Origin of the sequence: Xanthobacter sp. AM11 (genome assembly GCF_047444035.1) — a bacterium.
In the GTDB taxonomy this organism is placed as follows: domain Bacteria; phylum Pseudomonadota; class Alphaproteobacteria; order Rhizobiales; family Xanthobacteraceae; genus Xanthobacter.
The window spans coordinates 3,290,153-3,314,630 of record NZ_JBLAOA010000001.1; the positions used below are offsets into that span (position 1 = coordinate 3,290,153).

General features: G+C 70.8%; 22 protein-coding genes, 1 tRNA gene and 1 pseudogene. 15 read left to right on the top strand and 9 right to left on the bottom strand.

What is annotated here, in order from left to right; translation table 11 throughout:
• The first annotated feature begins 29 nt into the window (after positions 1-29).
• The 8 genes from ACI7BZ_RS15020 to ACI7BZ_RS15055 all read left to right on the top strand — a co-directional run bounded on the left by ACI7BZ_RS15020 (position 30) and on the right by ACI7BZ_RS15055 (position 7,184).
• A complete protein-coding gene (locus tag ACI7BZ_RS15020; protein WP_414117980.1) occupies positions 30-593 on the top strand; it encodes a phasin family protein in 564 nt (187 codons plus the stop codon).
• A gap of 226 nt (positions 594-819) precedes the next feature.
• Positions 820-1,293 carry a phasin gene (locus tag ACI7BZ_RS15025; RefSeq protein WP_414117981.1) on the top strand — a complete coding sequence of 158 codons (474 nt, stop codon included), beginning with the start codon at positions 820-822 and terminating at the stop codon, positions 1,291-1,293.
• Between the two features lie 111 nt (positions 1,294-1,404).
• A complete protein-coding gene (waaF, locus tag ACI7BZ_RS15030; protein ID WP_414117982.1) occupies positions 1,405-2,427 on the top strand; it encodes a lipopolysaccharide heptosyltransferase II in 1,023 nt (340 codons plus the stop codon).
• Positions 2,424-3,461, top strand: coding sequence for a lipopolysaccharide heptosyltransferase I (waaC, locus tag ACI7BZ_RS15035; protein ID WP_414117983.1), 1,038 nt, complete (start codon positions 2,424-2,426; stop codon positions 3,459-3,461). The genes waaF and waaC overlap by 4 nt, the downstream gene beginning before the upstream one ends.
• A gap of 50 nt (positions 3,462-3,511) precedes the next feature.
• On the top strand, positions 3,512-4,525 hold the full coding sequence (rfaD, locus tag ACI7BZ_RS15040; protein ID WP_414117984.1) for an ADP-glyceromanno-heptose 6-epimerase: 1,014 nt from the start codon (positions 3,512-3,514) through the stop codon (positions 4,523-4,525).
• Positions 4,526-4,528: 3 nt separating this feature from the next.
• On the top strand, positions 4,529-5,077 hold the full coding sequence (gene cobU, locus ACI7BZ_RS15045; RefSeq protein WP_414117985.1) for a bifunctional adenosylcobinamide kinase/adenosylcobinamide-phosphate guanylyltransferase: 549 nt from the start codon (positions 4,529-4,531) through the stop codon (positions 5,075-5,077).
• Positions 5,074-5,721, top strand: coding sequence for a cob(I)yrinic acid a,c-diamide adenosyltransferase (gene cobO / locus ACI7BZ_RS15050; protein ID WP_414117986.1), 648 nt, complete (start codon positions 5,074-5,076; stop codon positions 5,719-5,721). The genes cobU and cobO overlap by 4 nt, the downstream gene beginning before the upstream one ends.
• Before the next feature lie 5 nt (positions 5,722-5,726).
• Positions 5,727-7,184, top strand: coding sequence for a cobyric acid synthase (locus tag ACI7BZ_RS15055; RefSeq protein WP_414117987.1), 1,458 nt, complete (start codon positions 5,727-5,729; stop codon positions 7,182-7,184).
• Here ACI7BZ_RS15055 and cbiB read toward each other — a convergent pair.
• Positions 7,168-8,139 (bottom strand): adenosylcobinamide-phosphate synthase CbiB, encoded by a 972-nt coding sequence (cbiB, locus tag ACI7BZ_RS15060; protein ID WP_414117988.1) that lies wholly within the window; start codon positions 8,137-8,139, stop codon positions 7,168-7,170. The genes ACI7BZ_RS15055 and cbiB overlap by 17 nt on opposite strands.
• A gap of 199 nt (positions 8,140-8,338) precedes the next feature.
• On the opposite strand from cbiB, the gene ACI7BZ_RS15065 reads away from it, so the two are divergent.
• The 4 genes from ACI7BZ_RS15065 to ACI7BZ_RS15080 all read left to right on the top strand — a co-directional run bounded on the left by ACI7BZ_RS15065 (position 8,339) and on the right by ACI7BZ_RS15080 (position 12,804).
• On the top strand, positions 8,339-9,094 hold the full coding sequence (locus ACI7BZ_RS15065; protein WP_414117989.1) for a metallophosphoesterase family protein: 756 nt from the start codon (positions 8,339-8,341) through the stop codon (positions 9,092-9,094).
• A 479-nt stretch (positions 9,095-9,573) separates the two neighbouring features.
• A complete protein-coding gene (locus tag ACI7BZ_RS15070; protein ID WP_414117990.1) occupies positions 9,574-10,581 on the top strand; it encodes a polysaccharide biosynthesis/export family protein in 1,008 nt (335 codons plus the stop codon).
• 469 nt (positions 10,582-11,050) lie between these two features.
• Positions 11,051-12,223 carry a vWA domain-containing protein gene (locus ACI7BZ_RS15075; RefSeq protein WP_414117991.1) on the top strand — a complete coding sequence of 391 codons (1,173 nt, stop codon included), beginning with the start codon at positions 11,051-11,053 and terminating at the stop codon, positions 12,221-12,223.
• Entirely contained in the window at positions 12,220-12,804 is a 585-nt protein-coding gene (locus ACI7BZ_RS15080) for a hypothetical protein (RefSeq protein ID WP_414117992.1), read from the top strand. The genes ACI7BZ_RS15075 and ACI7BZ_RS15080 overlap by 4 nt, the downstream gene beginning before the upstream one ends.
• On the opposite strand, the pseudogene ACI7BZ_RS15085 reads toward ACI7BZ_RS15080, so the two are convergent.
• From ACI7BZ_RS15085 to ACI7BZ_RS15095, 3 genes and pseudogenes are all read right to left on the bottom strand, one after another.
• A pseudogene (locus ACI7BZ_RS15085) lies at positions 12,790-13,803 on the bottom strand (YcjF family protein); the annotation flags it as partial. The gene ACI7BZ_RS15080 and the pseudogene ACI7BZ_RS15085 sit on opposite strands and share 15 nt — an antisense overlap.
• A 51-nt stretch (positions 13,804-13,854) precedes the next feature.
• Complete coding sequence (locus ACI7BZ_RS15090; RefSeq protein WP_414117993.1) at positions 13,855-15,309, bottom strand: YcjX family GTP-binding protein; 1,455 nt, start codon at positions 15,307-15,309, stop codon at positions 13,855-13,857.
• A 158-nt stretch (positions 15,310-15,467) separates the two neighbouring features.
• Entirely contained in the window at positions 15,468-15,989 is a 522-nt protein-coding gene (locus tag ACI7BZ_RS15095; protein ID WP_414117994.1) for a SixA phosphatase family protein, read from the bottom strand.
• Positions 15,990-16,209: 220 nt separating this feature from the next.
• Between ACI7BZ_RS15095 and ACI7BZ_RS15100 the strand changes: the two genes are divergently transcribed.
• Positions 16,210-17,700, top strand: coding sequence for an FAD-binding oxidoreductase/lyase (locus ACI7BZ_RS15100; RefSeq protein ID WP_414117995.1), 1,491 nt, complete (start codon positions 16,210-16,212; stop codon positions 17,698-17,700).
• Here ACI7BZ_RS15100 and ACI7BZ_RS15105 read toward each other — a convergent pair.
• The 3 genes from ACI7BZ_RS15105 to mazG all read right to left on the bottom strand — a co-directional run bounded on the left by ACI7BZ_RS15105 (position 17,688) and on the right by mazG (position 20,119).
• Entirely contained in the window at positions 17,688-18,200 is a 513-nt protein-coding gene (locus ACI7BZ_RS15105; protein ID WP_414117996.1) for a hypothetical protein, read from the bottom strand. The two genes, ACI7BZ_RS15100 and ACI7BZ_RS15105, sit on opposite strands and share 13 nt — an antisense overlap.
• Positions 18,197-19,213: a P1 family peptidase gene (locus tag ACI7BZ_RS15110; protein WP_414119176.1), complete on the bottom strand. Its 1,017-nt coding sequence runs from the start codon at positions 19,211-19,213 to the stop codon at positions 18,197-18,199. Before ACI7BZ_RS15110 ends, ACI7BZ_RS15105 begins: the two co-directional genes overlap by 4 nt.
• A 66-nt stretch (positions 19,214-19,279) precedes the next feature.
• A complete protein-coding gene (gene mazG / locus ACI7BZ_RS15115) occupies positions 19,280-20,119 on the bottom strand; it encodes a nucleoside triphosphate pyrophosphohydrolase (protein ID WP_414117997.1) in 840 nt (279 codons plus the stop codon).
• Between the two features lie 144 nt (positions 20,120-20,263).
• On the opposite strand from mazG, the gene ACI7BZ_RS15120 reads away from it, so the two are divergent.
• Positions 20,264-20,731 (top strand): SAM-dependent methyltransferase, encoded by a 468-nt coding sequence (locus tag ACI7BZ_RS15120; protein ID WP_414117998.1) that lies wholly within the window; start codon positions 20,264-20,266, stop codon positions 20,729-20,731.
• 348 nt (positions 20,732-21,079) lie between these two features.
• Here ACI7BZ_RS15120 and ACI7BZ_RS15125 read toward each other — a convergent pair whose 3' ends face one another.
• Complete coding sequence (locus ACI7BZ_RS15125) at positions 21,080-21,991, bottom strand: MBL fold metallo-hydrolase (RefSeq protein WP_414117999.1); 912 nt, start codon at positions 21,989-21,991, stop codon at positions 21,080-21,082.
• A 574-nt stretch (positions 21,992-22,565) separates the two neighbouring features.
• Positions 22,566-22,643: transfer RNA gene (locus ACI7BZ_RS15130), tRNA-Pro, on the bottom strand.
• Positions 22,644-22,892: 249 nt separating this feature from the next.
• Between ACI7BZ_RS15130 and ACI7BZ_RS15135 the strand changes: the two genes are divergently transcribed.
• The gene (locus ACI7BZ_RS15135; RefSeq protein ID WP_414118000.1) at positions 22,893-23,252 is read left to right on the top strand and encodes a septal ring lytic transglycosylase RlpA family protein; all 360 of its coding nucleotides are present in this window, start codon (positions 22,893-22,895) and stop codon (positions 23,250-23,252) included.
• The last annotated feature ends 1,226 nt before the right edge of the window (positions 23,253-24,478 follow it).

The following is a 24,478-nucleotide window of genomic DNA, read 5'->3' on the forward strand; positions in this document are numbered from 1 at the left end:
GCGCCGCAAAACCCGGAGGAGTTACGGCCATGACGACGAAGTTCGGTCCGGACCTGGAAATGCCCGCGGAAATGCGTGCCATCGCGGAAAAGAACGTGGCGCAGGCCCGCCAGGCCTTCGAGACGCTGTTTCAGAACGCGCGTTCGGCCGTGGGCGACACGGAAGGACGGTTCGAGGAAGTGCGTTCCGGCATGCTGGATCTGCGCCAGAAGGCCATCGGCCTCATGGAAGCCAACGTGGAAGCCAGCTTCGACTTCCTGCACAAGCTCGTCACCGCGAAGACCCCGCAGGAGATGATGGGCCTGCAGGCCGAGTTCCTCTCCAACCAGATGAAGACTGTGGCGGAGCAGGCCAAGGCCCTCGGTGCCGATGCCAAGTCGCTGGGCGAATCCACCGTCCGCAGCCTCGACGAGCACGCCCGGGCCCTTGCCGAGCGCCTGAAGAGCCTGACCGAGACGGCCGCCGCCAACGCCCAGAACGCCGCGCAGGACTTCAAGTCCATGAGCGAAAGCGCGGTGCGCGATGCCCAGGCCGCCGCCGATCATGCCGCCACCACGGTTTCCCAGGCCACGGACCCGAACCAGGCCTACTGACGCGGGGCAACCCACGCTTGTGCAGCGCGGAATTTGTTTTTGCGCTGCACGAAGCCTTCGGCTATAAGTCAAGGGGTCGGGGTTTCACTGCTGCCATCGCTTCAGATCGAAGGATGCCGCCGGTCGTGTCGGGGTGCGCAATGCACATCGGCGCGGCGGTGCTCTTCGGCTTTCGCATGGGCGTGCCTCGGCGCACGGACCGGCCCGCCGTTTCTCCGAGGATCACATGAACGACACCTTCATCAAGGCCTATCAGGACCAGATCGAAGCCGCGAAAAAGGCGTTCTCGACCAATGGTGCCCCCAGCGTGGAAGTGCCTCCCGCTGTTCGCGAGGCCGCTGAAAAGGGCCTCGCCGCCGTCCGCGAGAACTACTCCAAGATCAAGGGTGCCGCCGAGCAGGTGAACACTGCTCTGGAGGATACCTACACCACCGCCAGCAAGGGCGTCGCCCAGTACAACACCAAGGTGTTCGAGGCGGTGCAGGCGAATTTCAATTCCGCCTTCGACTATTACAGCTCCCTGCTGGGCGCGAAGACCGTGGCCGAGGCCGTGGAACTGTCCACCGGCCACGCCCGCAAGCAGTTCGAGTCGCTGAGCAGCCAGGCCAAGGACCTCTCCGCCTTCGCCCAGAAGGTGGCCGCGGACACCTCCGCCCCCCTGAAGGCCTCCGTCGAGAAGGCGGTCCGCCCGGCCGCCTGAGGCGTCCAGGTGCGTTCATGACATGTGCGCCCGCCGGGTCCAGCGCGATGACCCTTGACGCGGCGGGCGCGCCTTGCAATGACGCGAGCCTCTTTCCCCGCGAGCGTTCGCATGCGTGCCCTCGGTTCCGTTTCGCCGCTGCTCCTGGTCGGTCCTTCCTGGGTCGGCGACATGGTCATGGCGGCGAGCCTGGTGGACGTGCTTCGGCTGCGTGAGCCCGGGCGCCCCATCGACGTGCTGGCGCCGCCCGCCGCTTTGCCCGTCGCGCGCATGATTCCCGGCGTCCGCCGCACCATTCCCCTCGGCATGGGCCATGGCGAGCTCGGGCTTCTCGCCCGCTGGCGCGCCGGCCGCGCCCTGCGCAGCGAGGGCTACGGCAAGGCCATCATCCTGCCCCGCGCCTTCAAGGCCGCCATCGTCCCGCTGGCCGCCGGCATTCCCGAGCGCGTGGGCTACAAAGCGGAGCTGCGCACCGCGCTCCTGACGGACGCGCGCCCGGACCCCAACCGCAAGACCGCGCGCACCCTCGACCGCTTCGTCGCCCTCGGCCTGCCCCCCGGCTCCATCGCCCGTGCCGCGCGCCCGCGCCTCATCCTGCCCGACGGCGCGGTGGATGTGACCGCCGCCAAGTTCCCGCTGCCGGGGGAAGGGCCCGTGCTGGTGCTCTGCCCCGGCGCCGAATATGGCCCGGCCAAGCGCTGGCCGGCGGCGAAGTTCGCCCGGCTGGCGGCGTTGGCCGTGGCCGCGGGCTATCGCATCCGCATCCTCGGCTCGCCCAAGGATGCCGAGAGCGCCGCCGCCATCGAGGCGGGGGCAGGGGTGCCGGTGGACAATCTGGTGGGCCGCACCACCCTCATCGAGGCGGCCGCCATCCTCGCCCAGGCGGATGTGGTGGTGTCCAACGATTCCGGCCTGATGCACGTGGCCGGCGCCTTCGACCGGCGGCTGGTGGTGCTCTACGGCGCCTCCTCCGAGAAGATGACGCCGCCGGCATCGCCCTTCGCCCGGGTGGTGGCGCGCGATCTGCCGTGCCGGCCCTGCCACAAGCGCGAATGCCCCCTGAAGACCCTCGCCTGCCTGGAGGAGATCGCCGCCGAGGAGGTGCTGGCGGCGGTGGAACAGATGCAAAGATGAAGGTGCTGCTGGTGAAGCTGTCCTCGCTGGGCGACGTGGTGCACACGTTCCCGGCGCTGACGGATGCCCTGGCGGCGGTGCCCGGCCTCGAACTCCACTGGGCGGTGGAAGAGGCGTTCGCGCCGGTGGCGCGGCTGCATCCGGCGGTCACACGGGTGATCGAGGTTCCCTTGCGGCGGTTGCTGCGGCGGCCGGTTTGCGCACTTCGCAGCGGCGAGGCGGGGCGGGTGCGCGCCGCCCTCGCCGCCACCCGCTACGACTGCATCATCGACGCCCAGGGCCTGCTGAAGAGTGCCGCCGTCGCCTTGCTGGCGCACGGCCCGCGCCACGGCTTCGACCGCGCCAGCGCCCGCGAGGGCCTGGCGGCCGCCACCTATGGCCGGCGCCACCATGTGCCGGAAACCGAACATATGGCGGTGCGCATCCGCAAGCTCATGGCTGGCGCCCTCGGCTACGGCATCGAGGGGCGGCCGGCGGATTCGGGCCTGCGCGCCGCGCCGGAGGCGGGACGAAAGCCCTATCTGGTGCTGCTCCACGGCACCACCTGGCCCACCAAGACCTGGACCCTGGCCGGCTGGCGCGGCCTTGCCGAAGCGGCCGGGGCGGCGGGGCTGGAGGTGGCGCTGTTCGCCCATGGCGCGGCCGAGCAGGCGCGGGCCGCCGCCATCGCCACAGGCTTCGCCCATGTGCGGCTGCTGCCGCCGCAGACGCTGGAAAGCCTCGCCCCGGTGATCGCCGGCGCGGCGGGGGTGGTCAGCGTGGATACCGGGCTCGGCCATCTGGCGGCGGCCTATGGCGTGCCCACCTTAGGGCTTTACGGCCCCACTGATCCGGTGCTGACCGGCCTGTTCGGTCCGCATGCGCTGGAGATGAAGGCGACACGCCCCTGCGCCCCGTGCGAAAAGGCCGCCTGCCGCATCGCTCCCGAAGTGCGCGAAGGCCCGCCCTGCCTCGCCGATCTCGCCCCTGGCGCGGTCTTTGCTGCGCTCGCCCGGCTGCGGGGTGCGGCGGCGCCGGCCATGGACAAGAGCTGAGCCGGCATGTCACATCCCGCGTCCGACCGAGCCCGAGGAGGGACAGCCAGATGACGCAACCGGCGGCCATGAGCCGTGATCTTCTCCTCGTCACCGGCGGGGCCGGCTTCATCGGCTCCAACATCGCCCGCGCCGCCGCCGAGGACGGCTACCGCGTGGTGGTGGCCGACTGGCTGGAGGACGGGCCGAAATGGCGCAACATCGCCGACATCGCCTTGCATGACGTGATCCGCCCGGAGGCCATCAACAGCTTCGTGGCGCAGGAAGGCGGCCGGCTGGCCGCGGTGGTGCACATGGGCGCCATCTCCGCCACCACCGAGCGGGACGCGGACAAGATCGTCACCCGCAACATCCGCGCCACCCTCGACCTGTGGGAGCTGTGCGCGCGCAAGGCGCTGGGCTTCGTCTACGCCTCGTCGGCGGCCACCTATGGCGACGGCACCAGCGGCTTCAGCGATTCCGAGGACGCCGCGGCCCTCGCCGGCCTCGCCCCTCTGAACCCCTACGGCTGGAGCAAGGCGTTCGTGGACCGCCGCATCATGGCCGACGTGGCCGAGGGCCGGCCGCGCCCGCCGCAGTTCGCGGGCCTGCGCTTCTTCAACGTCTATGGCCCCGGGGAAGGCCACAAGGGCGACATGCGCTCGGTGGTGCACAAGATCTACCCCGCCGCCGCGGCCGGCGAGAGCGTCACCCTCTTCAAGTCCCACGATCCGCGCTATGCGGACGGCGGGCAGCTGCGCGATTTCGTCTATGTGGGCGATTGCGTGGAGGTGGTGCGCTGGCTGCTGGAAAGCCCGGACGTGTCGGGCATCTTCAACGTGGGCACCGGCCAGGCGCGCTCCTTCGCCGATCTCGCGACGGCGGTGTTTGCCGCCCTCGGCGCCGAACCGAACATCACTTACGTGGACATGCCCGAGAGCCTGAGGAAGGCCTACCAGTATTTCACCCAGGCGGACATGGCCAAGCTGCGCGCCGCGGGCTTCCGCCGGCCGTTCACCTCCCTGGAGGATGGGGTGGCCGCGTATGTGAACGGCCATCTGAAGCCGCGCAACGCCTCGGCCTGAGGGATGGCCGCGGCGCACACGGGCGGGCTGGTGCTGGTGCTGGGCGGCGCGCGCTCCGGCAAGAGCCGCCATGCCGAGGCGCTGGTGGAGGCCATGCCCGCGCCTTGGGCCTATGTGGCCACCGCACGCAGCGATTTCGAGGGCGTGCGGGATGCCGAGATGGCGGCCCGCATCACCCTCCACCGGGATCGCCGCGGGGCCGGCTGGGACACGGTGGAAGCCCCGTTCGATCTTGCCGGCGCCCTGGCGGCGCTGCCCGCCGGCCGGCCGGCGCTGGTGGACTGCCTGACCCTGTGGCTCACCAACCACCTGATCGCCGGCCACGACCTGGACGCCGAGGGCGCCGCGCTGGAGGCCGCCCTTGGCGCCCGCGCCGGCCTCACCGTCTGCGTCGCCAACGAGGTCGGCTTCGGCATCGTGCCGGACAATGCCCTGGCGCGCCGTTTCCGCGATGCCGCCGGCCTGCTCAACCAGAGGCTCGCGCGCCGCGCCCGCCGGGTGGTGCTGGTGGTGGCCGGCCTGCCGCTGACCGTGAAGGACGACCTGCCGTGACCCTTCCCCCCGGAACGCCCCCGCCCGCATCCCCCACGCCGGAGGACCCTGAGGCCGCCCGCCACCGCGCGAAGATGCTCAAGCGCAAGGCCGTGCAGGACGAGGAGGTGGCGCAGAAGACCCTTCAGAAGGGCCTGCTCATCGTCCATACCGGCCCCGGCAAGGGCAAGAGCACGGCCGCCTTCGGCCTTGCCCTGCGCATGCTGGGCCGGGGCGGGCGCGTGGGGGTGGTGCAATTCATCAAGGGCGCGTGGCAGACCGGCGAGGCGCAGGCCTTTGCCGCCTTCGGCGACCGGGTGGTGTGGCACACCATGGGGGAGGGCTTCACCTGGGAGACGCAGGACCTCGCCCGCGACCGCGCCGCCGCAGCCCGCGCCTTCGCCCGCGCCCGGGAGCTGATGGCGGACGACACCATCGACCTTCTGGTGCTGGACGAACTGAACATCGCCCTGCGCTATGACTATCTGGACCTTGCCGAGGTGGTGGCCGCTCTGGCCGCCCGGCGCCCCGGCCTGCATGTGGTGGTGACGGGCCGCAATGCGAAGCCCGCTCTCGTGGCGGCGGCCGATCTCGTCACCGAGATGGGCCTCGTGAAGCACCACTTCTCGGCCGGCGTCAAGGCGCAGGCCGGCATCGAGTTCTGAGCCCCATGGCCGCGCGCGCCCTCATGGTGCAGGGCACCGGCTCGGATGTGGGCAAGTCCCTGCTGGTGGCGGGCCTGGCCCGCGCCTTCACCCGGCGCGGGCTCGTGGTGCGTCCGTTCAAGCCGCAGAACATGTCCAACAATGCGGCGGTGACCGCCGACGGGGGCGAGATCGGCCGCGCCCAGGCGCTGCAGGCGCGGGCGGCGGGGGTGGCGCCCAGCGTGCATATGAACCCCGTGCTGCTGAAGCCGCAGGGGGCCAGCGGGGCGCAGGTGGTGGTGCAGGGGCGGGTGCACGCCACCGCCACCGCCGCCGCCTACCAGGGGCTGAAGCGCGATCTGCTCGGCTTCGTGCTGGACAGCTACGGCCGCCTGGCGGCGGAGGCGGACCTTGTGCTGGTGGAGGGGGCGGGCAGCGCGTCCGAGGTGAACCTGCGCGCCGCCGACATCGCCAACATGGGCTTCGCCCGCGCCGCCGGGGTGCCGGTGGTTCTGGTGGGCGACATCGACCGCGGCGGGGTCATCGCAAGCCTGGTGGGGACCAGGGCGGTGATCGACCCGGCGGATGCGGCCCTGATCTGCGGCTTCGTGGTGAACCGCTTCCGCGGCGACCCGGCCCTGTTCGCCGCGGGCATGGACACCATTGCCCGCCGCACCGGCTGGGCGGCGCTGGGCCTCGTGCCCCATTTCCCCGATGCGGCGCGCCTGCCGGCGGAGGACGCGCTGGCGCTCAATGCCCCGCCGCCGCCCAAGCCCGGGGCCGGGGTGAAGGTGGCGGTGCCCATCCTGCCCCATGTCTCCAATTTCGACGACCTCGACCCGCTGGATGCGGAACCCCTGGTGGAGGTGCGCCGCCTGCGCCCCCACGACACCCTGCCGCTGGACACGGACATGGTGCTGCTGCTCGGCTCAAAGGCCACCATCGCCGATCTGGCGGCGCTGCGGTCCGAGGGCCTGCATCACGACATCCTCGCCTTTGCCCGGCGCGGCGGGCGTGTCACCGGCCTGTGCGGCGGATACCAGATGCTGGGCGAGACCGTGGCCGACCCGGAAGGCATAGAGGGCGAGCCGCGCATCGCCCGCGGCCTCGGCCTGCTGCGGGTGCACACGGTGCTGTCCGCCGAAAAACGGCTGCTGGAGGTGGCGGGAACCGCCCTTGGGGCGCCCTTCCACGGCTATGAGATGCACATGGGCGTGACCGCCGGCCCCGACGCACAGCGCCCGTTCGCCACCCTGCCGGACGGGCGGGCGGAGGGGGCGGTTTCGCCCTGCGGACGCATCGCCGGCACCTATGTGCATGGCCTGTTCGCCTCCGATGCCCTGCGCGGGGCCTGGCTGGCGGCGCTGGGCGGGGTGGGCGTGCAGGCGGCCTATGAGAGCGGAATCGAGGACATCCTCGACCGGCTCGCCGCCCATCTGGAAGCGCATCTCGACCTTGACCGCCTGCTCACCCTTGCCAGGTGAGCATCAGCCCCACGCCGGCGAACACCAGCAGAACCAGCAGAAAATCCGCCCGCCGGTAGAGCCGCAAAGCGGCGCGGATGTCGTTCGCGTCCGCCGCGCGCCGGCCGTCGCCCATGAAGGCATCCTCGGTGAGGACGCCGGCATAGACCTTGGGGCCGTTCAGCTTCAGGCCCAGGGCGCCGGCCATGGCGGCTTCCGACCAACCGGCATTGGGGGAGCGGTGGCGCGGGGCGTCGCGCAGCATGGCCCGGTGCGCCGCCGATGCATCCGCCCCGCGGGTGAGGGCGGCGGCGGCGATGAGGAGCATTCCGGCGAGGCGCGAGGCCGGCAGGTTCACATAATCGTCGGTGCGGGCGGCGGCCCAGCCGAAGGCGGCGTGGCGCTCGGTGAGATGGCCGATCATGCTGTCGGCCGTGTTCAGCGCCTTGTAGGCCGCCCCGCCGGCAAGGCCGCCGACGCACAACCACAGGGTGGGCGCGACCACGCCATCGGAGAAGTTCTCGGCCAGGCTCTCGATGGCGGCGCGGGCGACGCCGGCCTCGTCCAGCGTCTGCGGATCGCGCCCGACGATGTGGCCCACCGCCTTGCGCGCCGCCTCGAGGCTGCCGGTGTCCAGCGCCGCCGCCACCTGGGCCACGTGCCAGTGCAGGGAGCGCTGGGCGATGAGGGTGCTGCCCAGAAGCCCGAGCCCGAGCAGGCCGAAGGGCAGGGGGCTGAGGAGGCTCTCCAGCGCCTGCGCCGGCACCGCCGCCGCCACCACCACCACGCCGAGGGCGAATACACCCATCAGCCGCCGCCGGCCGGCAGACATGCCCGGCCGGTTGAGGCGATGGTCCAGGACGACGATGAGGCGGCCGATCCAGATCACCGGATGCCCGATCCGCCGCACCAGGGCGGGCGGATAGCCGACCATCGCCTCGATCACGAGGGCCAGCGCAGCAATATCGAACGCCATCGCCTGCCCCCGAGATGCGTGCTCCGAAATGCGCCGGCTGTGGAATATCACAGGTCGGTGATCGGAGGTAAAGAACGGCAATCCCATTCCCGCCCCTGATGCTGCATTGCAACGAGACCCTCGCGGGAATCGAATTCCCGTGTTAGACTAAGTGCTTCTTTCGGCTGTGCGCTTGCGCAGGCCGGGCGGGAAAGTGGCCATGACCTTGCTGAAGCTTCGACCGGCCCTTGCTGACGATGATGTGACAGATCCGGCGATTCCATTGGTTCCGGACCATATGCGCGTCTACGCCATTGGCGACATCCATGGTCGGCTCGATCTCTTGACGGCCCTGCATGCGGCCATCGACGAGGACATGGCGGAGCATCCCGGCCCCGACTGCATCGAGGTCTATCTGGGCGACTATGTGGACCGCGGGCCGCAATCGGCCGGCGTTCTCGATGCCCTGCTGGCGCGCGCCCGGACGCGGCGCACCGTGTTCCTTTCCGGCAACCATGAAGAGGTGATGCTGGATTCGCTGGCCTCGCGCGATGCGTTTTCGCGCTGGCTGCGCATGGGCGGCCTGGAAACGGTGTTCTCCTACGTTCCGCCGCAGCCGGGGCTGGACGAGGGGCACCTGTGGTTGCGGTGGCGTTCCGCCGTGCGGCAGGAACACATCCATTTCCTGCGCGACCTCGCCACCAGCTATGCGTGCGGCAACTATGCCTTCGTCCATGCCGGCCTGAAGCCCGGCGTGCCGCTGGAGGAACAGCAGCGGGCCGACATGCTCTGGATTCGCGGCGAGTTCCTCGATTGCCAGGACTGGTTCGGCCATTGCGTGGTGCACGGGCATACCCCGAAGCGGGAGCCGGAAGTGTTCGCCAACCGCATCAACATCGATACCGGCGCCTATGCCACCGGCCATCTGACCTGCCTGGTGCTGGAAGGCGGGGACCGCTTCCTCATTTCCACCTGAGTCGCCGCGCCTCGGCGGAGACGACGGGCGCCGGACCGGCGCCGGTGATTCGTCATGCCTGCGCGGGCATTGCACCATTTATGGTTCCGCTCAAGTTGTTGCGCCGTTTCTATTGAAAAACTGAGCATAAACACTTGGTTTATTTATTAAGGGGTATCATGGTAAGTGTCACTATTGTTGCCCTAAAGCCACAAGGTGGGGCAAATGCCGGCTGGGACAGGATTCCACGCCCGTCGGGAATGTTCTGCTGATCCGCTCCGTGTTACGAAACCCCCATGCATGAGGGGGTGACGCCAGTGTTCCTTTCCCGTCAAAATTGGCTTGGCCGCCTTCGGATCGCCGGTTGCATTGCGGTGGCCGCAGCGGTCAGTGGCTGCAATCTTCTTCCCGCGTCTGGACCCTACAGCGCAGAGGTCCGCAACCCGCAGACGCAGGATCTGGACGGTATCGGCTACAAGCTGGTTCCGATGAATGCGAATGTGGTTCGCGTCCTTGCGGAGATCGACGGCGAGGGGCTGATCGGCACCTTCCACAATGATCGCCGCGCCATCCCGGACGTGAAGATCGGTGTGGGCGACCTGGTGGGCGTCTCCATCTTCGAAGCGTCTTCCGGCGGCCTCTTCATTCCGGCGGAAGCGGCCTCCCGTGCCGGTAACTTCGTCGATATTCCGATCCAGGAAGTGGACAGCAACGGCTTCATCTCCGTTCCCTATGCCGGGCAGGTGAAGGCCGCCGGCCTCCAGCCGTCCCAGGTGGAGAAGGAGATTGTCGAGCGCCTGCGGAACCGGGCCATCGAGCCCCAGGCCGTGGTCACGGTCAAGGAGCAGCGTGCCAACTCCATCACCGTCCTCGGTGAGGTGGGGGCGCCGCTGAAGTTTCCGCTGCGCTCCAACGGCGAACGGGTGCTGGACGCCCTCAGCCGCGCCGGCGCCACCGCGAACAAGGATTACGACATGTTCGTGACCTTGCAGCGTGGCAATCGCGACGCGACCATCAGCTTCCGGCGCCTGGTGCGCGATCCGTCCAACAACATCTACCTCCAGCCGGGCGACACCCTTTACGTCTACGCCCGCGCGCGCACCTTCCTGGCCTTCGGCGCGTCCGGCAAGCAGGGACAATTCCCCTTTGCCGACGACACCGTCAGCCTGAGCGAAGCGGTGGCGAAGGCCGAGGGCCTGATTGATGGGCAGGCGGACCCGCAGTCCATCTTCCTCTACCGGGTGGAAAGCCGCGCCACACTTGAGCGCATGGGCGTGGACGTGTCGGACGTGCGCGAGCCGCGCATCCCCACCATCTACACCGTCAACTTCCGTGAGCCGACCGGTTATCTCCTGGCCACCAAGGTGCCCATGCGGAACAAGGACGTGCTCTACATCGCCAATGCCGGATCGGTGGAACTCACCAAGTTCCTGAACCTCGTCCTGCTCGGCGCCACCACGGTGGAATCCTTCGCACACACCAACAGCTACCTCTACGGCGTGAACTGAGAGCCTGAGGGCACGGCGGAAGTATTCTCCGCCACGCACAGCCTGACCTCGAACCGCCCCGGCCGACCGCCGGGGCGGTTTTCGTTTGGGAGCCGGTTCCGACCGCCGGCGGACCGCGCCAGAACCGGCCGTCGCCGGCTGCGGCGCCTTCCGCCGACTTGCCGCCCCGGCCCGTGGCCCGGCGGTGTCCCGGGCTGAAATGCGGCGGTGCCGAAACGCCCGCTCCCGCCAGCGGGGAAGGGTGGGGAGGGGGCGACCTCTCCACCTGAGCCGGACGCAGGACGCGAGCGCCGCGTTCCTCCTCCCTGCCGTTTCCCGCAGGCAGGAAAGGGGTCCGCCCTGCGCCCGGTCGCCCCGCGCGGTTTCAAACCGAGGCGCGGCCTTCGGCCCGGCGCACTTTGCGTCGGCGCGGCGCGATGGCTATTCTCCGGTCATCGTCCGCTTCGGACGCGGGAGGGCAGGGGCTCGCATGTTCATCGCCTTCTTCGAGGCCCTCAAGTCGGCCGGCGTCCCGGTTTCCGTCCGTGAATATCTCACCCTCATGGAGGCCATGGACAAGGACGTGGCCGGCCGCCAGGTGGACGCCTTCTATTACCTCGCCCGCGCCACTCTGGTGAAGGATGAGCGCCACCTCGACCGCTTCGATCAGGTCTTCGGCCAGTGCTTCAAGGGGCTGGAGGCGGCTTTGGGCGAGGAGGGCCATTCCATCCCGCAGGACTGGCTGCGCAAGCTCGCCGAGAAGCACCTCACGGAAGAGGAGAAGCAGCAGATCGAGGCCCTCGGCGGCCTCGATGCCTTGCTGGAAACCCTGAAGAAGCGCCTTGAGGAGCAGAAGGGACGCCACCAGGGCGGCAGCAAGTGGATCGGCACCGCCGGCACCTCCCCCTTCGGCGCCTATGGCTACAATCCCGAAGGGGTGCGCATCGGCCAGGACGGCAACCGCAACTTCCGCGCCGTGAAGGTCTGGGACAAGCGGGAGTTCCGCGACTTCGACGACAAGGTGGAACTCGGCACCCGCAACATCAAGGTGGCCCTGCGGCGGCTGCGCAAGTTCGCCCGCATCGGCGCGCCGGAGGAACTGGACCTCGACGGCACCATCCGCGAGACCGCGCGGCAGGGCTACCTCGACGTGCGTTTGCGCCCCGAGCGGCGCAATTCAGTCAAGGTGCTGCTGTTCCTGGATGTGGGCGGCTCCATGGACTGGCATGTGGCCCAGGTGGAGGAATTGTTCTCGGCCGCGCGCACGGAGTTCAAGCATCTGGAGCATTTCTACTTCCACAATTGTGTTTATGAAAGCGTGTGGCGCTCCAATGCCCGGCGCGCCGGCGAGCGTGTGGCGCTGCATGACGTGCTGCACACCTTCGGCCACGACTACAAGCTGATCTTCGTCGGCGACGCCTCCATGAGCCCCTATGAGATCACCCTCGCCAACGGCTCGGTGGAACATTCCAATGCGGAGCCGGGCAAGGTCTGGCTCAGCCGGCTGACCGCCACCTATCCCCATGCCGCCTGGCTCAATCCGGTGCCGGAAGCCCATTGGGGCTACACCGATTCCATCCGCCTCATCCGGCACATCATGGAGGACCGCATGTTTCCGCTCACCGTCTCCGGCATCGACGCGGCCATGCGGGAGCTGACATGAGCGCCGAGGCGGCGGCCCCCGGGCTGGCCTACAGCTGGCTGCCCCGGCTCGGCGGCGCGGGGGTGCGCCTGCGCCTTGCGCCGCCGGATCTTTATTGGGGCGTGGGCCTGGCGGAAGGGCATATCGCCCTGAGCGACATCAGCGACGTGCGGCTGCGCTTCGTCCCGGCGCGCTTCGGCAGCCCCAGCTACGAGATCGAACTGGCCGGCCGCAGCGGCGCGCGGGTGAAGGTGGGCTCCATCTCCCGCCTGTCCATCACCGGCGTGCGGGACCAGCGGGCGGAATTCGGCGCCTTCGTGCGCGCACTCCACGCCGCGCTGGCATCGGCCGGGGGCCGGGTGAGCTTCCGCGGCGGCTATGCCCCGTGGCGGTTCTGGCTGATGGCGGTCATGGGCGCCGTGGCCGGCGCGGGCCTGGTGGCGGTGTTCGCCGCCGCCCTGATGGACCGGCAATGGAACTATGCCCTGTTCCTCGGCGTGCTCTCCGCCTTCGTCATGTGGCCCACGGCGCAGATGATCTGGCGCAACCGCCCCGTCAGCTACACGCCGCAGGACATCCCGGCCCATCTATTGCCGGCGTGAGGCGGCCTCTTCCTCCTCCGCCTTGCGCAGAAGGCCGCTGGCCACGTCCGCCAGGCGCGGCGCGGGCAAGGCGGCGAAGGGCAAAGGGCGCGTCACTGCAATGGCCGCGAGGCCGAGGCGGGCGGTGAGCAGGCCGTTCACCACTCCCTCGCCGAGCCGGGCCGACAGGCGGGCGGCGAGCCCCTGGCCGACGATCTGCTGCACCAGCGTGTCGCCCGCCGCCATGCCGCCGGTGATGGCCAGGTGCCCCACCACATGGCGCACCAGCCGCACCATGCCCAAGAGGCCCGGCCGGCCGCCATAGAGCTGCGCCAGCCGGCGCATGAGCGAGACTGCGGTGAACAGCACGAAGGCGAGGTCCACCACGGCGCGGGGCGACACGGCGGTGACCACCGAGACGTTGCGCGCCGCATCGGAAACCATCTGCCGCGCGCGGGAATCAAGGCTGGGCAGCAGGGAGCGCTCGGTGAGGCGCACCAGGTCCGCGCCGTCGATGATGCCGCCGAGATGGCTTTCCAGGTCGGCGCGGGCACGGGCCAGGGTGGGCATGGCGGCGGCAAGACGCAGCATGTCGCGGCTCACCGCTTCGGCAAGACTGCGGTCGTCGTCGGCCAAGGCGGCTTCGGCGCGGTTGCGGATGTCGTCCAGCCGGGCGAGGCGGGCCAGCCCCGCCACTTCCCGCGCCAGGATCACCGCCAGCGCCGCCACCAGAACGGCGATGACGCCGAGGCCCACATAGCCCAGCCATTCGGCACGGGCGAACAGATCCTCCACGAGGCGGCTCAGCCCCACATAAGCGGCGAGGCTCAGGACGCCGCCGAGAGCCGACCAGAACAGCGCCGACCAGGACATGCCGCCGGGCCGGGGCGCGCTCCCGGGGTCCGGCGCCGGCGTGGCGGGGTCGGGCAGTGCCGGCTCCGGCGGCGCAAGGGTCACATGGCCCTCGTCGAGGCGGAACACCTGGGGCCGGCGGGGGGAGGGGCGCTCGTCGCTCATGCGGGGATGCTCATGGAAAGGACATGGCGCGGGCCCGCCGTGCTGGCAAGCCCTTCACGACAGCCGGTCGGCCAGCAGGAATTGCAGCGCCCGATCAAGGCGGATGTGGGGGAGGGGGGCCTGTGGGCCGAGGCCGGCGGGCGGGCGGAACCGCAAGAAGCGGAAGTCCGCCTCGCCTTCCGGCGACGCGAGCCCGCGGAAGCCGGCACCGGACGGATCGAACAGGGCATCCGGGTCGGCGGGCAGCTCGCCGGGGAACACCGCCACCTCCTCGGTGCCGTCGAACACATGGCCGGCCGCCTCCTGCCCCGCCTCGGGCGTGCCGACGATGGCATCCAGCTCGTGCCCGCCGCGCCGCACCCGCGCTTCCCGGGTGGCGCGGATGGCCGCCAGCGCCACCACGTCCAGGGCGGCGCCGCGGTCATGGGCCCGCGCCCGCGCCCGCTCCACCAGCCGGGCCAGCACCGCCTCCAGCCGGTCGTGGCTGGCGCGGTGCAGGTGGTCGGCCTTGGTGGCGGCAAACAGCACCTTCTCGATGCGCGGGCGCACCAAAGCGCTCATCAGGCTGTTCCGCCCGGTGCGGAAGGCGGCGAGGATGCCGTCCAGCGCCCGCTCCAGGTCGGCGAGGGCGGCTGGCCCCGCATTCAGCGCGGCCAGCGTGTCCACCAGCACGATCTGCCGGTCGAGGCGGGCGAAATGGGTGCGGAAGAAGGGGCGCACCACCGCATTCTTATAGGCCTCGAAGCGCCGCTCCATCATCGCCCCGAGGGAGCCGGCGCGCGGGGCGGCCTCGCCCACGTCCAGCGGTGCGAAGGTGAGGGCGGGCGAGCCTTCCAGGTCGCCGGGCATCAGGAAGCGCCCGGGCGGCAGCAGGCTCATGGCCAGCCGCTCGGTGCGGCAGGCGGAAAGATAGGCGGTGAAGCGGGCCGCCACCTCCCGCGCCCTGGCCTCGTCGGCCGGCCCGTCCACCCCCGCCGCGGCCACGGCGGCAAGATAGGGCGCGGCCACGGCGGCGCGGGCCGGGGCGCGGGCAAGGGCGAGGCTCTGGCGGGAGAAATCGGCGTAGCTGGTTTCCAGCAGGGGCAGGTCCAGCAGCCATTCGCCGGGATAATCCACCAGGTCCAGGGTGAGGGTGCGCTGGCTGCCGCGCAGGCTGGCATAGCTGATGACGAGGCGAAGCTCGCTCACCCGCGTGGTGGAGGAAGGCCATTGCCGCGCCTGCGCCAGGGTGGCGAGGTGGTCCTCATAGGCGAAGCGGGGCACCGCATCGTCCGGCTGGGGGCGAAGCTCCGCCCGGGCGATGCGGCCCGACTGCATGGGCTCGAACACCGGCAGCCGGCCGCCGCGGGTCAGCGCATGGATCAGCGCCGTGGTGAAGATGGTCTTTCCGGCGCGCGAAAGGCCGGTGACGCCCAGGCGCAAGGTGGGGTGGGCGAGCCCTTCCACGCGCTCGGCCAGAGACTTGAGCGCGATGCGCGCATCGTCCATGGCGTCGGAGAGCAGCGGCATGTTCGGGGTGTTCCAGATGGGCGCGGGCAGAGTCACCACTAGGACAGGACGCGGCCGCAGGGAAGCGGCATCCCGCTTGCGCTGGCCCCCGGTAAGGCGCGGCGGGCCTGGAGGGCGATCCGATCAAATGGACTCAATTTGACCGGACAATGCGTTCTCTAGTCGGCGTCGGCGAGGTCCCGCGGGGTGACGAAGCGGTCCAGCCGCCCGATGCCGGGCACCGTGGCGCTCCATTCATCCACCGGCAGGTCGATGACCGCGATGGCGCCGGTGGGGAATTTCTCCGCCATCCGCACCATGTGGACAGCGGCGCCGCCCAGGGTGAGCATTTCCGCAAGGTCTTCCAGGCCGGGATTATGGCCCACCAGCATCAGCGTGTGGGCGTCCCGCGGCTGCTCGCGCAGCACGCCCAGCAGGCGGGCGGCGGATGCGTCATAGATGCGCGGCTCGCTCGCCACCACCTTCACCGCCGGCAATTGGGGGGCCACCAGATCCCAGGTCTCCCGCGTGCGGCGGGCCGGGGAAACCAGCACCCGATCGGCCACGAGATGCTGCGCGGCCATGTAGGCGCCCATGCGCGGGGCGGCGGTGCGGCCCCGCGGCGCGAGGGGACGTTCGGGATCGGCGATGCCGTCCGGCCAGTCGGACTTGGCGTGGCGCAGCAAAATGAGACGGCGCATGGGATTGGAAACCGATCAACGAACAAAGTGCGCCCTTATCGCAGAGGCGGTGTGTGCGGTGCAACCCGGTGCCCCGCGCCCCAGCGTCACGCCCTCCGCTGGCACCTCCCATTGTCACGAGAGTGCCGCAAATAAACGGTTTCTCAAGGCCGCAGCGCGACATTCGCGCGGGCCGATGCTTCGGGGGAAGCATTGCGGCGCCAGCGGACGAATGCCAAGGATGACAAGAACGGTCCCGCCCGGCGCCCAGGCGCCCGAGACTCGAAGCACCGGCCGCAGCAGCGCGGCGGTTCGCACGCTGGATTGCGACGTCTGCGTGGTGGGCGACGATTCCGCCGGCCTGATCATTGCCGGGGACCTGGCCTGCCGCGGGCAGAAGGTGATCGTCATCGCCACCGGGCCGGGTCCGCAGTTGCCGGTGGACGGCATTCTCGCCCCCGGCTTCGCCTTGCCCACGGCCGATCTGGTGGCCCGGGTGGGCGAGGCGGACGCGCAGGAACTGCTGATTCTCTCCGCCCAGGCGGCGGACCGCGGCCTGCGGCTGGCGGCAAAGGCCGGCGCCGCGGTGGGTCCGCGCGGCCGGCTCGCCGTGGCGCGGCCCCATGCGGCGGCGGCGCTGCTGCGGGAACATGAGCTGCGCCAGAGACTGGCGCCGGATTCCGCCATTCTGGTGGAGGGCGAGGACACCGCGTGCCTTCTGGGCACCACCGCCTTTGCCGTGGCCATGGGCGTGGTACCGGCCGAGCGCATTGCGCCGGAGGCCCTGCGCGTGGCGCTGGAGGCCGCCGCGCGCGCGGCCGGGGTGCGCTTCCTCTCCGTCGAGGGGGCGCTGGCGGCGGACCTCAAGGGCCTGCGCAAATATATCTCAACGGGAACGGTGCGGGTGCGTGCCTACCATGTGGTGGCGACGGGGGCCGCCGCCTTCGCCCGGCTCGGCACCGCGGCGCCGCGGGTGGCGCGGGCGCCCTGGGTGGGCGGCGCGTTCCGCGTGCCGGGAACCCGCATTCCCTATGCCGGCCTTGTCGAGGAGCCCGGCCCTGCCGGACACCGTTTCCATTTCGACGAGGAGCGCCTCTCCTTTGCCGCCGCCGTCGCCTCACCGGTGCTGACGCGGGTCGGCGCGGCGCGCATCGTGCGCCGCCATGCCCGCGAGCTTTATCCCGATGTGGGGGAAGGGCTGGTGGAAGCCGCGCAGGGCCGGCTGCTGCCCGACACCGGCGGCATGCCGCTGGTGCTGGAAAGCGAGCGGGGCGTGTGGTGCGCCCTGGCCTCCGCGGGCGACGAGATCAGCCACGGCCTGCTTGCCGCCGGGCTCATCGTGGGCGCCATCGCCGAGCGCGACGATCGCATCGCGCTGCTGCAGCCGTTCGCGGCATCCATGCCGGGCGGCGGCTGGGCCGGGCGCCTGGCGCGCTTCGCCGGCTTCTGGCATGTGCGCCTTGCCGAGAAGCTCCATTCGGATGCCGGGCTGCCGGCCTTGGACGAATCGGCCCCCGCCCCCCTCACCGCGGGACACCCGGAAAACCGCGGCGCACCGGCGCCGCGCCGGGGCATGGCCGCGGCAACCCACGCCTCCCGCCACGCGGCGCGGGCGGCGCTTCATGCGGCGTCCGGCTGGGCCTCCGGCATTGCAGCCCGGGCGGCCGCGGTGCCCGCCCGGCGCCGTCCGCGGGTGGCGGCCGAGGAAGACGAGGCGCCTCAGCGTCGATAATAGGCCGCGGGCCGTTTTCCCTCGCGGAAATAGCCGAAGAAGGCGGCCGCCCCCGCCGCCTGCGCCAGCAGCCCGGGCACCAGCGCGGCGAAGGCGCCGAGGTCCGCGCCATCGGGCGCGATGGCATCGCGGATGGCGAACTGGCTGTAGGCGCCGGTGGCCACCCAGGCCATCAGCAGCCAGGGCGCCAGCGACAGGGCGAGCCGCGACTTCGCCACCGTGAGCACCACCAGGCAGGCGGCCCAGGCGAACAGCACCAGCTGCGGCAGCAGCCCGAGCCGCAGCACCTGCTGCGCCACGCCCGGGCCGGCGAAGGAATCGAACAGAGCCGATTGCGCCCCGGCCACCCCGAGGCTGGACACCAGCGTGAACAGGCCGGCCAGCGGCAAGGCGGTGATGCCGCAGGCGCACCAGAAGATCACCGCGAGCGCGCCGCCGAGGCGCGGCTCCGGCGCGGCGGCGGGCACGGCGGGGGTGGGGCGCGGGGCGGGGGTGGTCATCCTGTCTCCTCTTCGGCGGAACGGGCGGCGAAGTGATCGTGCCAGCTGCGCTGCCCGCCGGCGAAGGGCAGGCGGCGAGCCGCATGCACCGCCCGCGCCACGGCGCGTGCCAGCACCAGGGAGGCGAGGGCGCCGAGCCGCGCGAGGTCGGGCAAGGGGGATTCGAGGGGCCGGCGCTCGGTGGCGAGCGCAAACACCACATCCCCATCCAGCGGCGTGTGCACCGGAAACAGCGACAAGGCCAGCCCGTTCTGCGCCATGATGGCGAGGCGCCGCGCCTGGACGGTGGAGAGCACGGCATCGGTGGCCACCACCGCCAGCGTGGTGGCAAAGCGCGAGATGCCGCCCTTCAGGTGCGGTTCGGCGCCCTCGTCGGTAAAATGCGCCGGCACGCCCAGCCCGCCGAACTCCCCGGTCTTCTCATAAGGCCCGGCGCGGAAATGCGGCCCGTTGCCGAACAGCGGGCTTCCGGCCGCATTCACCGCCACCACCGCCCCCACCACATGGCCGGAGGCCGCCATGGCGGAAGCCGAGCCCAGCCCGCCCTTCACCGTGGCGGTGGTGCAGCCGGTGCCGGCGCCGGCGGTGCCGAGGGCGAAGTCTGCGCCGGCCGCCTCCAGCGCCGCGCGGCCGAGGCGGGCATAAGGCGGGTGGGCTTCCCACCCCTTGTCGCCGCCGTTCAGAAGATCGAACAGGATGGCGCCGGGCACGATGGGCACCCGCGCCGTGCCCACCGCGAAGCCGCGGCCCCGGGCGGCGAGGCCCGCCATCACCCCGGAGGCGGCATCGAGCCCGAAGGCGGAGCCGCCGGACAGGGCGATGGCATCCACCCGCTCCACCGTCGCGGCGGGATCGAGCAGGTCGGTTTCCCGTGTGCCCGGCCCGCCGCCGCGCACATCCACCGCGGCGATGGCCGGCGCCTCGCACAGCACCACGGTGACGCCGGTGCCGATGTGAAGATCGGTCGCGTTGCCCACCAGGATGCCGGGAACGTCGGTGATGAGGTTGCGCACGGTTCGGGCCTCCATCGCCCCGTTCTAGGGGCAGGCGCGGGGAGGGGGTAGAGGGTAGGGGGCGCGTCAGCCGGCCTTTTCCGGCTCGGTGCGCTTCGCCGCCTGCCAGAGCGCCTCCATCTCCTCCAGGCTTGCCGCCTCAGGCCGGCGGCCTTCCCGTGCGAGGGCCGATTCCATGTAGGAGAAGCGGCGCACGAACTTGGTATTGGTGCCGGCCAGCGCCGCCTCCGGGTCCACCCCCGCATGGCGGGCGAGATTGACCACGGCGAACAGGAGGTCGCCCATTTCGTCGCGGATGGCGGCGAGGCCGCCCGCATCCAGCGCCTCGGCCACCTCGCCGGTCTCCTCGCGGATCTTGGCGAGCACCTGGCGGGCGTCGTTCCAGTCGAACCCCACCCGCGCCGCCTTTTCCTGCAGCTTCAGGGCGCGGGTGAGGGCCGGCAGCGGCACCGGCACGCCGGCGAGGGCGCCGGCCGCCTCCACCTCCGGCGGCTGGCCGGCCGCGGCGCGGGCCTGCGCGCGGGCCTGCTTTTCCTGCCCCTTGATGGTGGACCACAGCCCCTTCACCTCCTCGGCCGAGAGGTCGCGGGCGGTACCGAACACGTGGGGATGGCGCCGCACCAGCTTGGCGGTGATGGCCTCCACCACGTCGCCGAAATCGAACGCGCCCGCCTCCTGCGCCATGCGGGCATGAAACGCCACCTGCAGCAGCAGGTCGCCCAACTCCTCCTTCAGGTCCATGAGGTCCTGGCGCTGGATGGCGTCGGCCACCTCATAGGCTTCTTCCAGCGTGTAGGGGGCGATGGTTTCGAAGCTCTGTTCCAGGTCCCAGGGACAACCGGTGCCGGGGGTGCGCAAGGCGGCCATGATTTCCAGGAGGCGCGCAATGTCACGGGAGGAATCCATGGGAGTCTCCGAAGGGGAAAGCCGCAGTGTAGACCCGATCGCGCAGAGTTTCGGCGCGCCGATGGCGGGGCAGGGCGCCCCCTGCGCTTTACCCCCAGCCGCGTGGCCCTATGCTCGGCACCCGGATGCAAGGGGAATGGGGCCATGGTGCACATTGCGGCTGCGGGACCGGTGGACGAGGACATCCGGCCCGGTGAAAAGGCGGTGGAGCTGCCGGCGGGCTTCGATGCCGGGCTCTATTTCATCGGCCGCATCCGTACCCCCTGGACCGAGCGCGGCGCCTGCCCGCGGCGCGGCGATGCGCAGGAGGGACCGGTGTGCACCATCGAGATCGCCCCGCGCTGGGCGCAGGCGCTCACCGGCGTTGCCGACTGCCCCCGCCTCCAGGTTCTCTACTGGATGAACCGGGCGCGGCGCGATCTGGTGCTGCAGAGCCCGCGGCACGACGGCGACACGCGCGGCACCTTCGCCCTACGCTCGCCGGTGCGGCCCAACCCCATCGCCTCGTCGGTGGTGCAACTGGTGGCGGTGGAGGGGCTGAACGTGCACGTGCGCGGGCTGGACTGCCTGGACGGCACGCCGCTCCTTGACCTGAAGGTGCAGCACGACTGAGGCGGGCCATCGCGTCGCCGCCATGCCCGCAGGCGTCGGGCCGGCCCGGCGGCGCGCGGGGGAAACGCCTGCGGCGCCATTCACCCGGCGCAATTCCCCCGGGCACAGCGGCGGTGGCGCGGCGGCTGGATCGGCTCCCCTAAGAATCGCAGAAGAGATATTATGGAATATCGCATGTCCGGGACGGAGGAGGCGAGGCTGATCCCCGGGCGGCCATTGCGGCAGCCGACGGAAGTTCAGCCACGCTGAATATTCGCAAAATATCCATTCAATATCAGACTCTTGAAGGCGGCACCTCAAGCAAGGCACAAGGTCCGACGGTGACTGTGGGCGGCCCAATCCGGCGCATCAACCGGAGGCGTCAAGGGTCGCCACGTCCAGGACAAACGTCTCCCTCCTGAGGTCGGACGTGAAGCGCAGGCCGTCATGGGCCGGCACCACGCCGGGCGGCAGGCGGCGCTGGAGGTCCGCATAGTCGAGGTCCGTATGCAGGTTGGTGAGGATGGCGCGGGCGGGCTTCAGCCGGGCCACATGGTCCAGCGCCTCCTGAAGCGTGAAGTGGGACGGATGCGGCAATTCCCGCAAGGCGTCGATGATCCACACGTCCAGTTCCGTCAGGTGGGCCAGGCTGTTGTCGGGAAAGCCGTTCACGTCGCTGGAATAAGCCACGTCGCCGATGCGGAAGCCGAAGGCGTCCATGTCGCCGTGCCGCTGGCGGAACGGCAGCGCCGCGATGGGGCCGCCAGGGCCCTCCACCACGATCTCCCGGCCCTCGCGAAAGCGATGCTCGGTGAGGATGGGCGGATAGGCGCTGCCGGGCGGGGTCGCAAAGCAATAGCCGAAGCGCTGGTGCAGGGCGCGCGAGGTTTCCTCGTCCGCATGGATGTCGATGCGGCGGCGGTGGAGGATGGCGAGCGGGCGCAGGTCGTCGATGCCGTGGGTGTGGTCCGCATGGGCGTGGGTGAAAAGCACCGCATCCAGCGCCGTGACGCCGGCATCGATCAATTGCTCCCGCAGGTCGGGAGAGGTGTCCACCAGCACGGTGGTGGTGCCCTTCGGCCCCGTGCGCTGCACCAGCAGGGAGCAGCGCCGGCGGCGGTTGCGCGGGTTGGCGGGATCGCAGGCGCCCCAGCCCTGCCCCACCCGCGGCACGCCGCCGGATGACCCGCAGCCCAGAATGGTGAAGGTCAGGCGCGGAACAACGGACCCGGATTCGGAAAGCCCGGATTCGGAGGGCACGGTGTCATCGGGCAACGGCATGGGGCAACCTCGTTGTGCCCACCTCCGTGTCGTGCTGCGAAGGCGGCGGGCTCACCGGAAAGCCTCATCTAGAGCGCGATCCGGCCGGAGGGAAACAGAAACTGTATTCGCCTGATGGGTGAGTTTAAAGGCAATGCATTGAAATAAATAGGATATCCCCATCTCCCGGAAACCATCGGGCGAAACCTTGCGGGCCGGCTGTCTTACGGGGGGAGGCTGAAGCCGAGCAGGATGCCACGCTGCGCATCCGGCGCGCCGCGCCCGGGAAAAAGCGCCTGCGGAATCGGCATTTCATGTGTTTTTATAAGGGGCTGCCGGATGCGGCTGAGGTGATGTTCTGCGCGAGGATGCCTGTCCAAGCGATTCGCGCGATGCTTCAGTTGAACCGCTGCCGGAGCTTGGCCCCAGCGCAACCGTTCCCTCCCCTCGCCTGTCGCGGCAGGCAAAGCGCTGCGGGAGCATCGCCATGGGCGATGCCTGAGGCTGATCCGCCGCGCTACCATCCGCCGACGCACAGCGCCCTGCGGGGGTGGCCTCTGATGGTGTGTTTCCGGGAGGGGAAGCGGGGATTGAATGGTCGGAGCGAGAGGATTTGAACCTCCGACCCCTAGTCCCCCAGACTAGTGCGCTAACCGGGCTGCGCTACGCTCCGACGTGGAGGGGAGGCTTAGACCATCGCTTCCGCCCCTTCAAGCCCAAATGCGCCGGCTTTGCACGCTCTCCCCAGGTGGTCGCCATCGCCCCCCGGAAATGCGCGTGAAGATGGCATGGCGCAGGGGCAGATCGCGGCAGGAGTGTGGCAACGGACGGCAAATGGCCTCTGTTTTGCCGGCGAAGGGTGACATTCTCGGCCCATTCGGCGGTCATTCGGCAATCTTCCTCAATAATTCTGGAAGATCGAATGAAGATTCGCGTGGTCCTGTCTTGCGCCGCCCTGTCTCTGAATGCCGGCATCGTCACTTCGAGCCCGGCGCGCGCGGACACCTCCACCGGCATCGCCTCTTTCTATTGGCAAGGCCAGAGCACAGCGAGCGGAGAGCGGTTCAACCCCGGCGCCATGACGGCGGCACATCGCTCCCTCCCCTTCGGCACCAAGGTGCGCGTTACCAATCTGCGCAACGGCCGCAGTGTCGTGGTGCGCATCAATGATCGCGGCCCGTTCGTGCGCGGCCGGGTGATCGACGTTTCCCGCGCCGCCGCCTCGGAACTCGGCTTCACCGGTTCCGGCGTGACCAAGGTGTCCCTCGCGGTCATGGACTGACCGATCTTCCCGACACCCCAGCCGCCCGCGCGCCACGGCGCCGGGCGGCACCTGCTTCAGCCGCCGTCGCGCGGCTCTTTCGGTCCGTCGAGCACGCCTTCCATCAGCCGCCGGCATTCGCCCAGCTCGTAGAGGGTGGACTGGAGGCGGTGCACATCGTCCCGCGAGAGCACCGGCGCCGCCATGGGCGCCTGCCCGGCAACCCGGGGCTCGGAGCGCAGATGCGGCGGCAGATATTGTTCCGGCGGCCCCTGGCGCAGGGGCTCGCGCGGCATCCGCTGCAGCGGGGGCTCGGCTTCGGCCGGCGGATGATAGGCGGCTTCCGCCCGTCCCCACGGCGCCAGGCGGGGGGCGCCGGCGGCCTCCTTGTGCCAGCCCGGGGCCGGCGGCGCGGCCACCGGCTCTTCCTCGTCGATGGGACCGATCAGGGGACCCACCCGCGTCGCCCGCGGCAGGCTCTGCGGGGCCCCTTCCCCCCAGGCGCGGCGCAATTCCGCCTCCGGCCAGAACGGCGGCCGCTCGCCGTCCGTGCCGACCGCCGGATGCTCGGGGCGCGCCGATGGGCGCTCGTGCGCCGTGCGGTAGGGCTGGGGGCGCGGGGCGGGTGGCTCCGCCGCGGCCCGGGCGCCCAAGGGCGCCAGCGGTGCCTCCCGACGGTCAGCCTGCACGGGCGCCCCGGGCGCACGGCGCCGCTCCTGCTCCACCATCGCTGTCTCCACAAAGGCGTCTTCCGCCGGCAGGCGCGGGGCCGTGAACGGGGAACGCTCGCCGTGATAGGGGGCGGTCGCGTCGTCCCTGTCGTCGCCAGCCGCCTCGTCATAATGGGGGTCGGCGGAGCCGGTGACCGCCTCCGCGAGGCGCTCCCACTGCGCATCCACCCAATCGGTCTGCCGCCACTCGCCGTCGCGCGGCCCGCCGCCCCGGGCGGCCCGCTGGGGCTCCTGCTGCCACGGGGCGTCCGGGGCGGAGGCGGGGTCCGCCGGCCGCTTGCGGGCGCGGGCGGGAATGTATTCCTCCGGCGGGCCGGCCGGTTCGTCGGGCGGCGGATGCCGGGCGCCGGGCGCGGCCGGGGGGTCGGCCCGCCGGGTCGGCCGTTCCTGCGCCTTCAGGCGGCGGATGCGGGCCTCGATGGGCTCGGATACGGCGGCCACCGCCTGCGGCACCTCATCCAGGAAGGGCAACAGGGGATCGTCCATCTCCGGTGGCAGGGAGGGATGGGCGGAGGG

Coding starts and splice junctions, on each gene's coding strand:
- cobU (WP_414117985.1), top strand. CDS start 4,529: ATGGCCGCGGCGCACACGGGCGGGCTGGTGCTGGTGCTGGGCGGCGCG.
- ACI7BZ_RS15135 (WP_414118000.1), top strand. CDS start 22,893: ATGAAGATTCGCGTGGTCCTGTCTTGCGCCGCCCTGTCTCTGAATGCC.
- ACI7BZ_RS15020 (WP_414117980.1), top strand. CDS start 30: ATGACGACGAAGTTCGGTCCGGACCTGGAAATGCCCGCGGAAATGCGT.
- ACI7BZ_RS15080 (WP_414117992.1), top strand. CDS start 12,220: ATGAGCGCCGAGGCGGCGGCCCCCGGGCTGGCCTACAGCTGGCTGCCC.
- ACI7BZ_RS15025 (WP_414117981.1), top strand. CDS start 820: ATGAACGACACCTTCATCAAGGCCTATCAGGACCAGATCGAAGCCGCG.
- ACI7BZ_RS15120 (WP_414117998.1), top strand. CDS start 20,264: ATGGTGCACATTGCGGCTGCGGGACCGGTGGACGAGGACATCCGGCCC.
- ACI7BZ_RS15105 (WP_414117996.1), bottom strand. CDS start 18,200: ATGACCACCCCCGCCCCGCGCCCCACCCCCGCCGTGCCCGCCGCCGCG.
- ACI7BZ_RS15090 (WP_414117993.1), bottom strand. CDS start 15,309: ATGCCGCTGCTCTCCGACGCCATGGACGATGCGCGCATCGCGCTCAAG.
- mazG (WP_414117997.1), bottom strand. CDS start 20,119: ATGGATTCCTCCCGTGACATTGCGCGCCTCCTGGAAATCATGGCCGCC.
- ACI7BZ_RS15125 (WP_414117999.1), bottom strand. CDS start 21,991: ATGCCGTTGCCCGATGACACCGTGCCCTCCGAATCCGGGCTTTCCGAA.
- cbiB (WP_414117988.1), bottom strand. CDS start 8,139: ATGGCGTTCGATATTGCTGCGCTGGCCCTCGTGATCGAGGCGATGGTC.
- ACI7BZ_RS15100 (WP_414117995.1), top strand. CDS start 16,210: ATGACAAGAACGGTCCCGCCCGGCGCCCAGGCGCCCGAGACTCGAAGC.
- ACI7BZ_RS15055 (WP_414117987.1), top strand. CDS start 5,727: ATGGCCGCGCGCGCCCTCATGGTGCAGGGCACCGGCTCGGATGTGGGC.
- rfaD (WP_414117984.1), top strand. CDS start 3,512: ATGACGCAACCGGCGGCCATGAGCCGTGATCTTCTCCTCGTCACCGGC.
- waaF (WP_414117982.1), top strand. CDS start 1,405: ATGCGTGCCCTCGGTTCCGTTTCGCCGCTGCTCCTGGTCGGTCCTTCC.
- waaC (WP_414117983.1), top strand. CDS start 2,424: ATGAAGGTGCTGCTGGTGAAGCTGTCCTCGCTGGGCGACGTGGTGCAC.
- ACI7BZ_RS15075 (WP_414117991.1), top strand. CDS start 11,051: ATGTTCATCGCCTTCTTCGAGGCCCTCAAGTCGGCCGGCGTCCCGGTT.
- ACI7BZ_RS15065 (WP_414117989.1), top strand. CDS start 8,339: ATGACCTTGCTGAAGCTTCGACCGGCCCTTGCTGACGATGATGTGACA.
- ACI7BZ_RS15095 (WP_414117994.1), bottom strand. CDS start 15,989: ATGCGCCGTCTCATTTTGCTGCGCCACGCCAAGTCCGACTGGCCGGAC.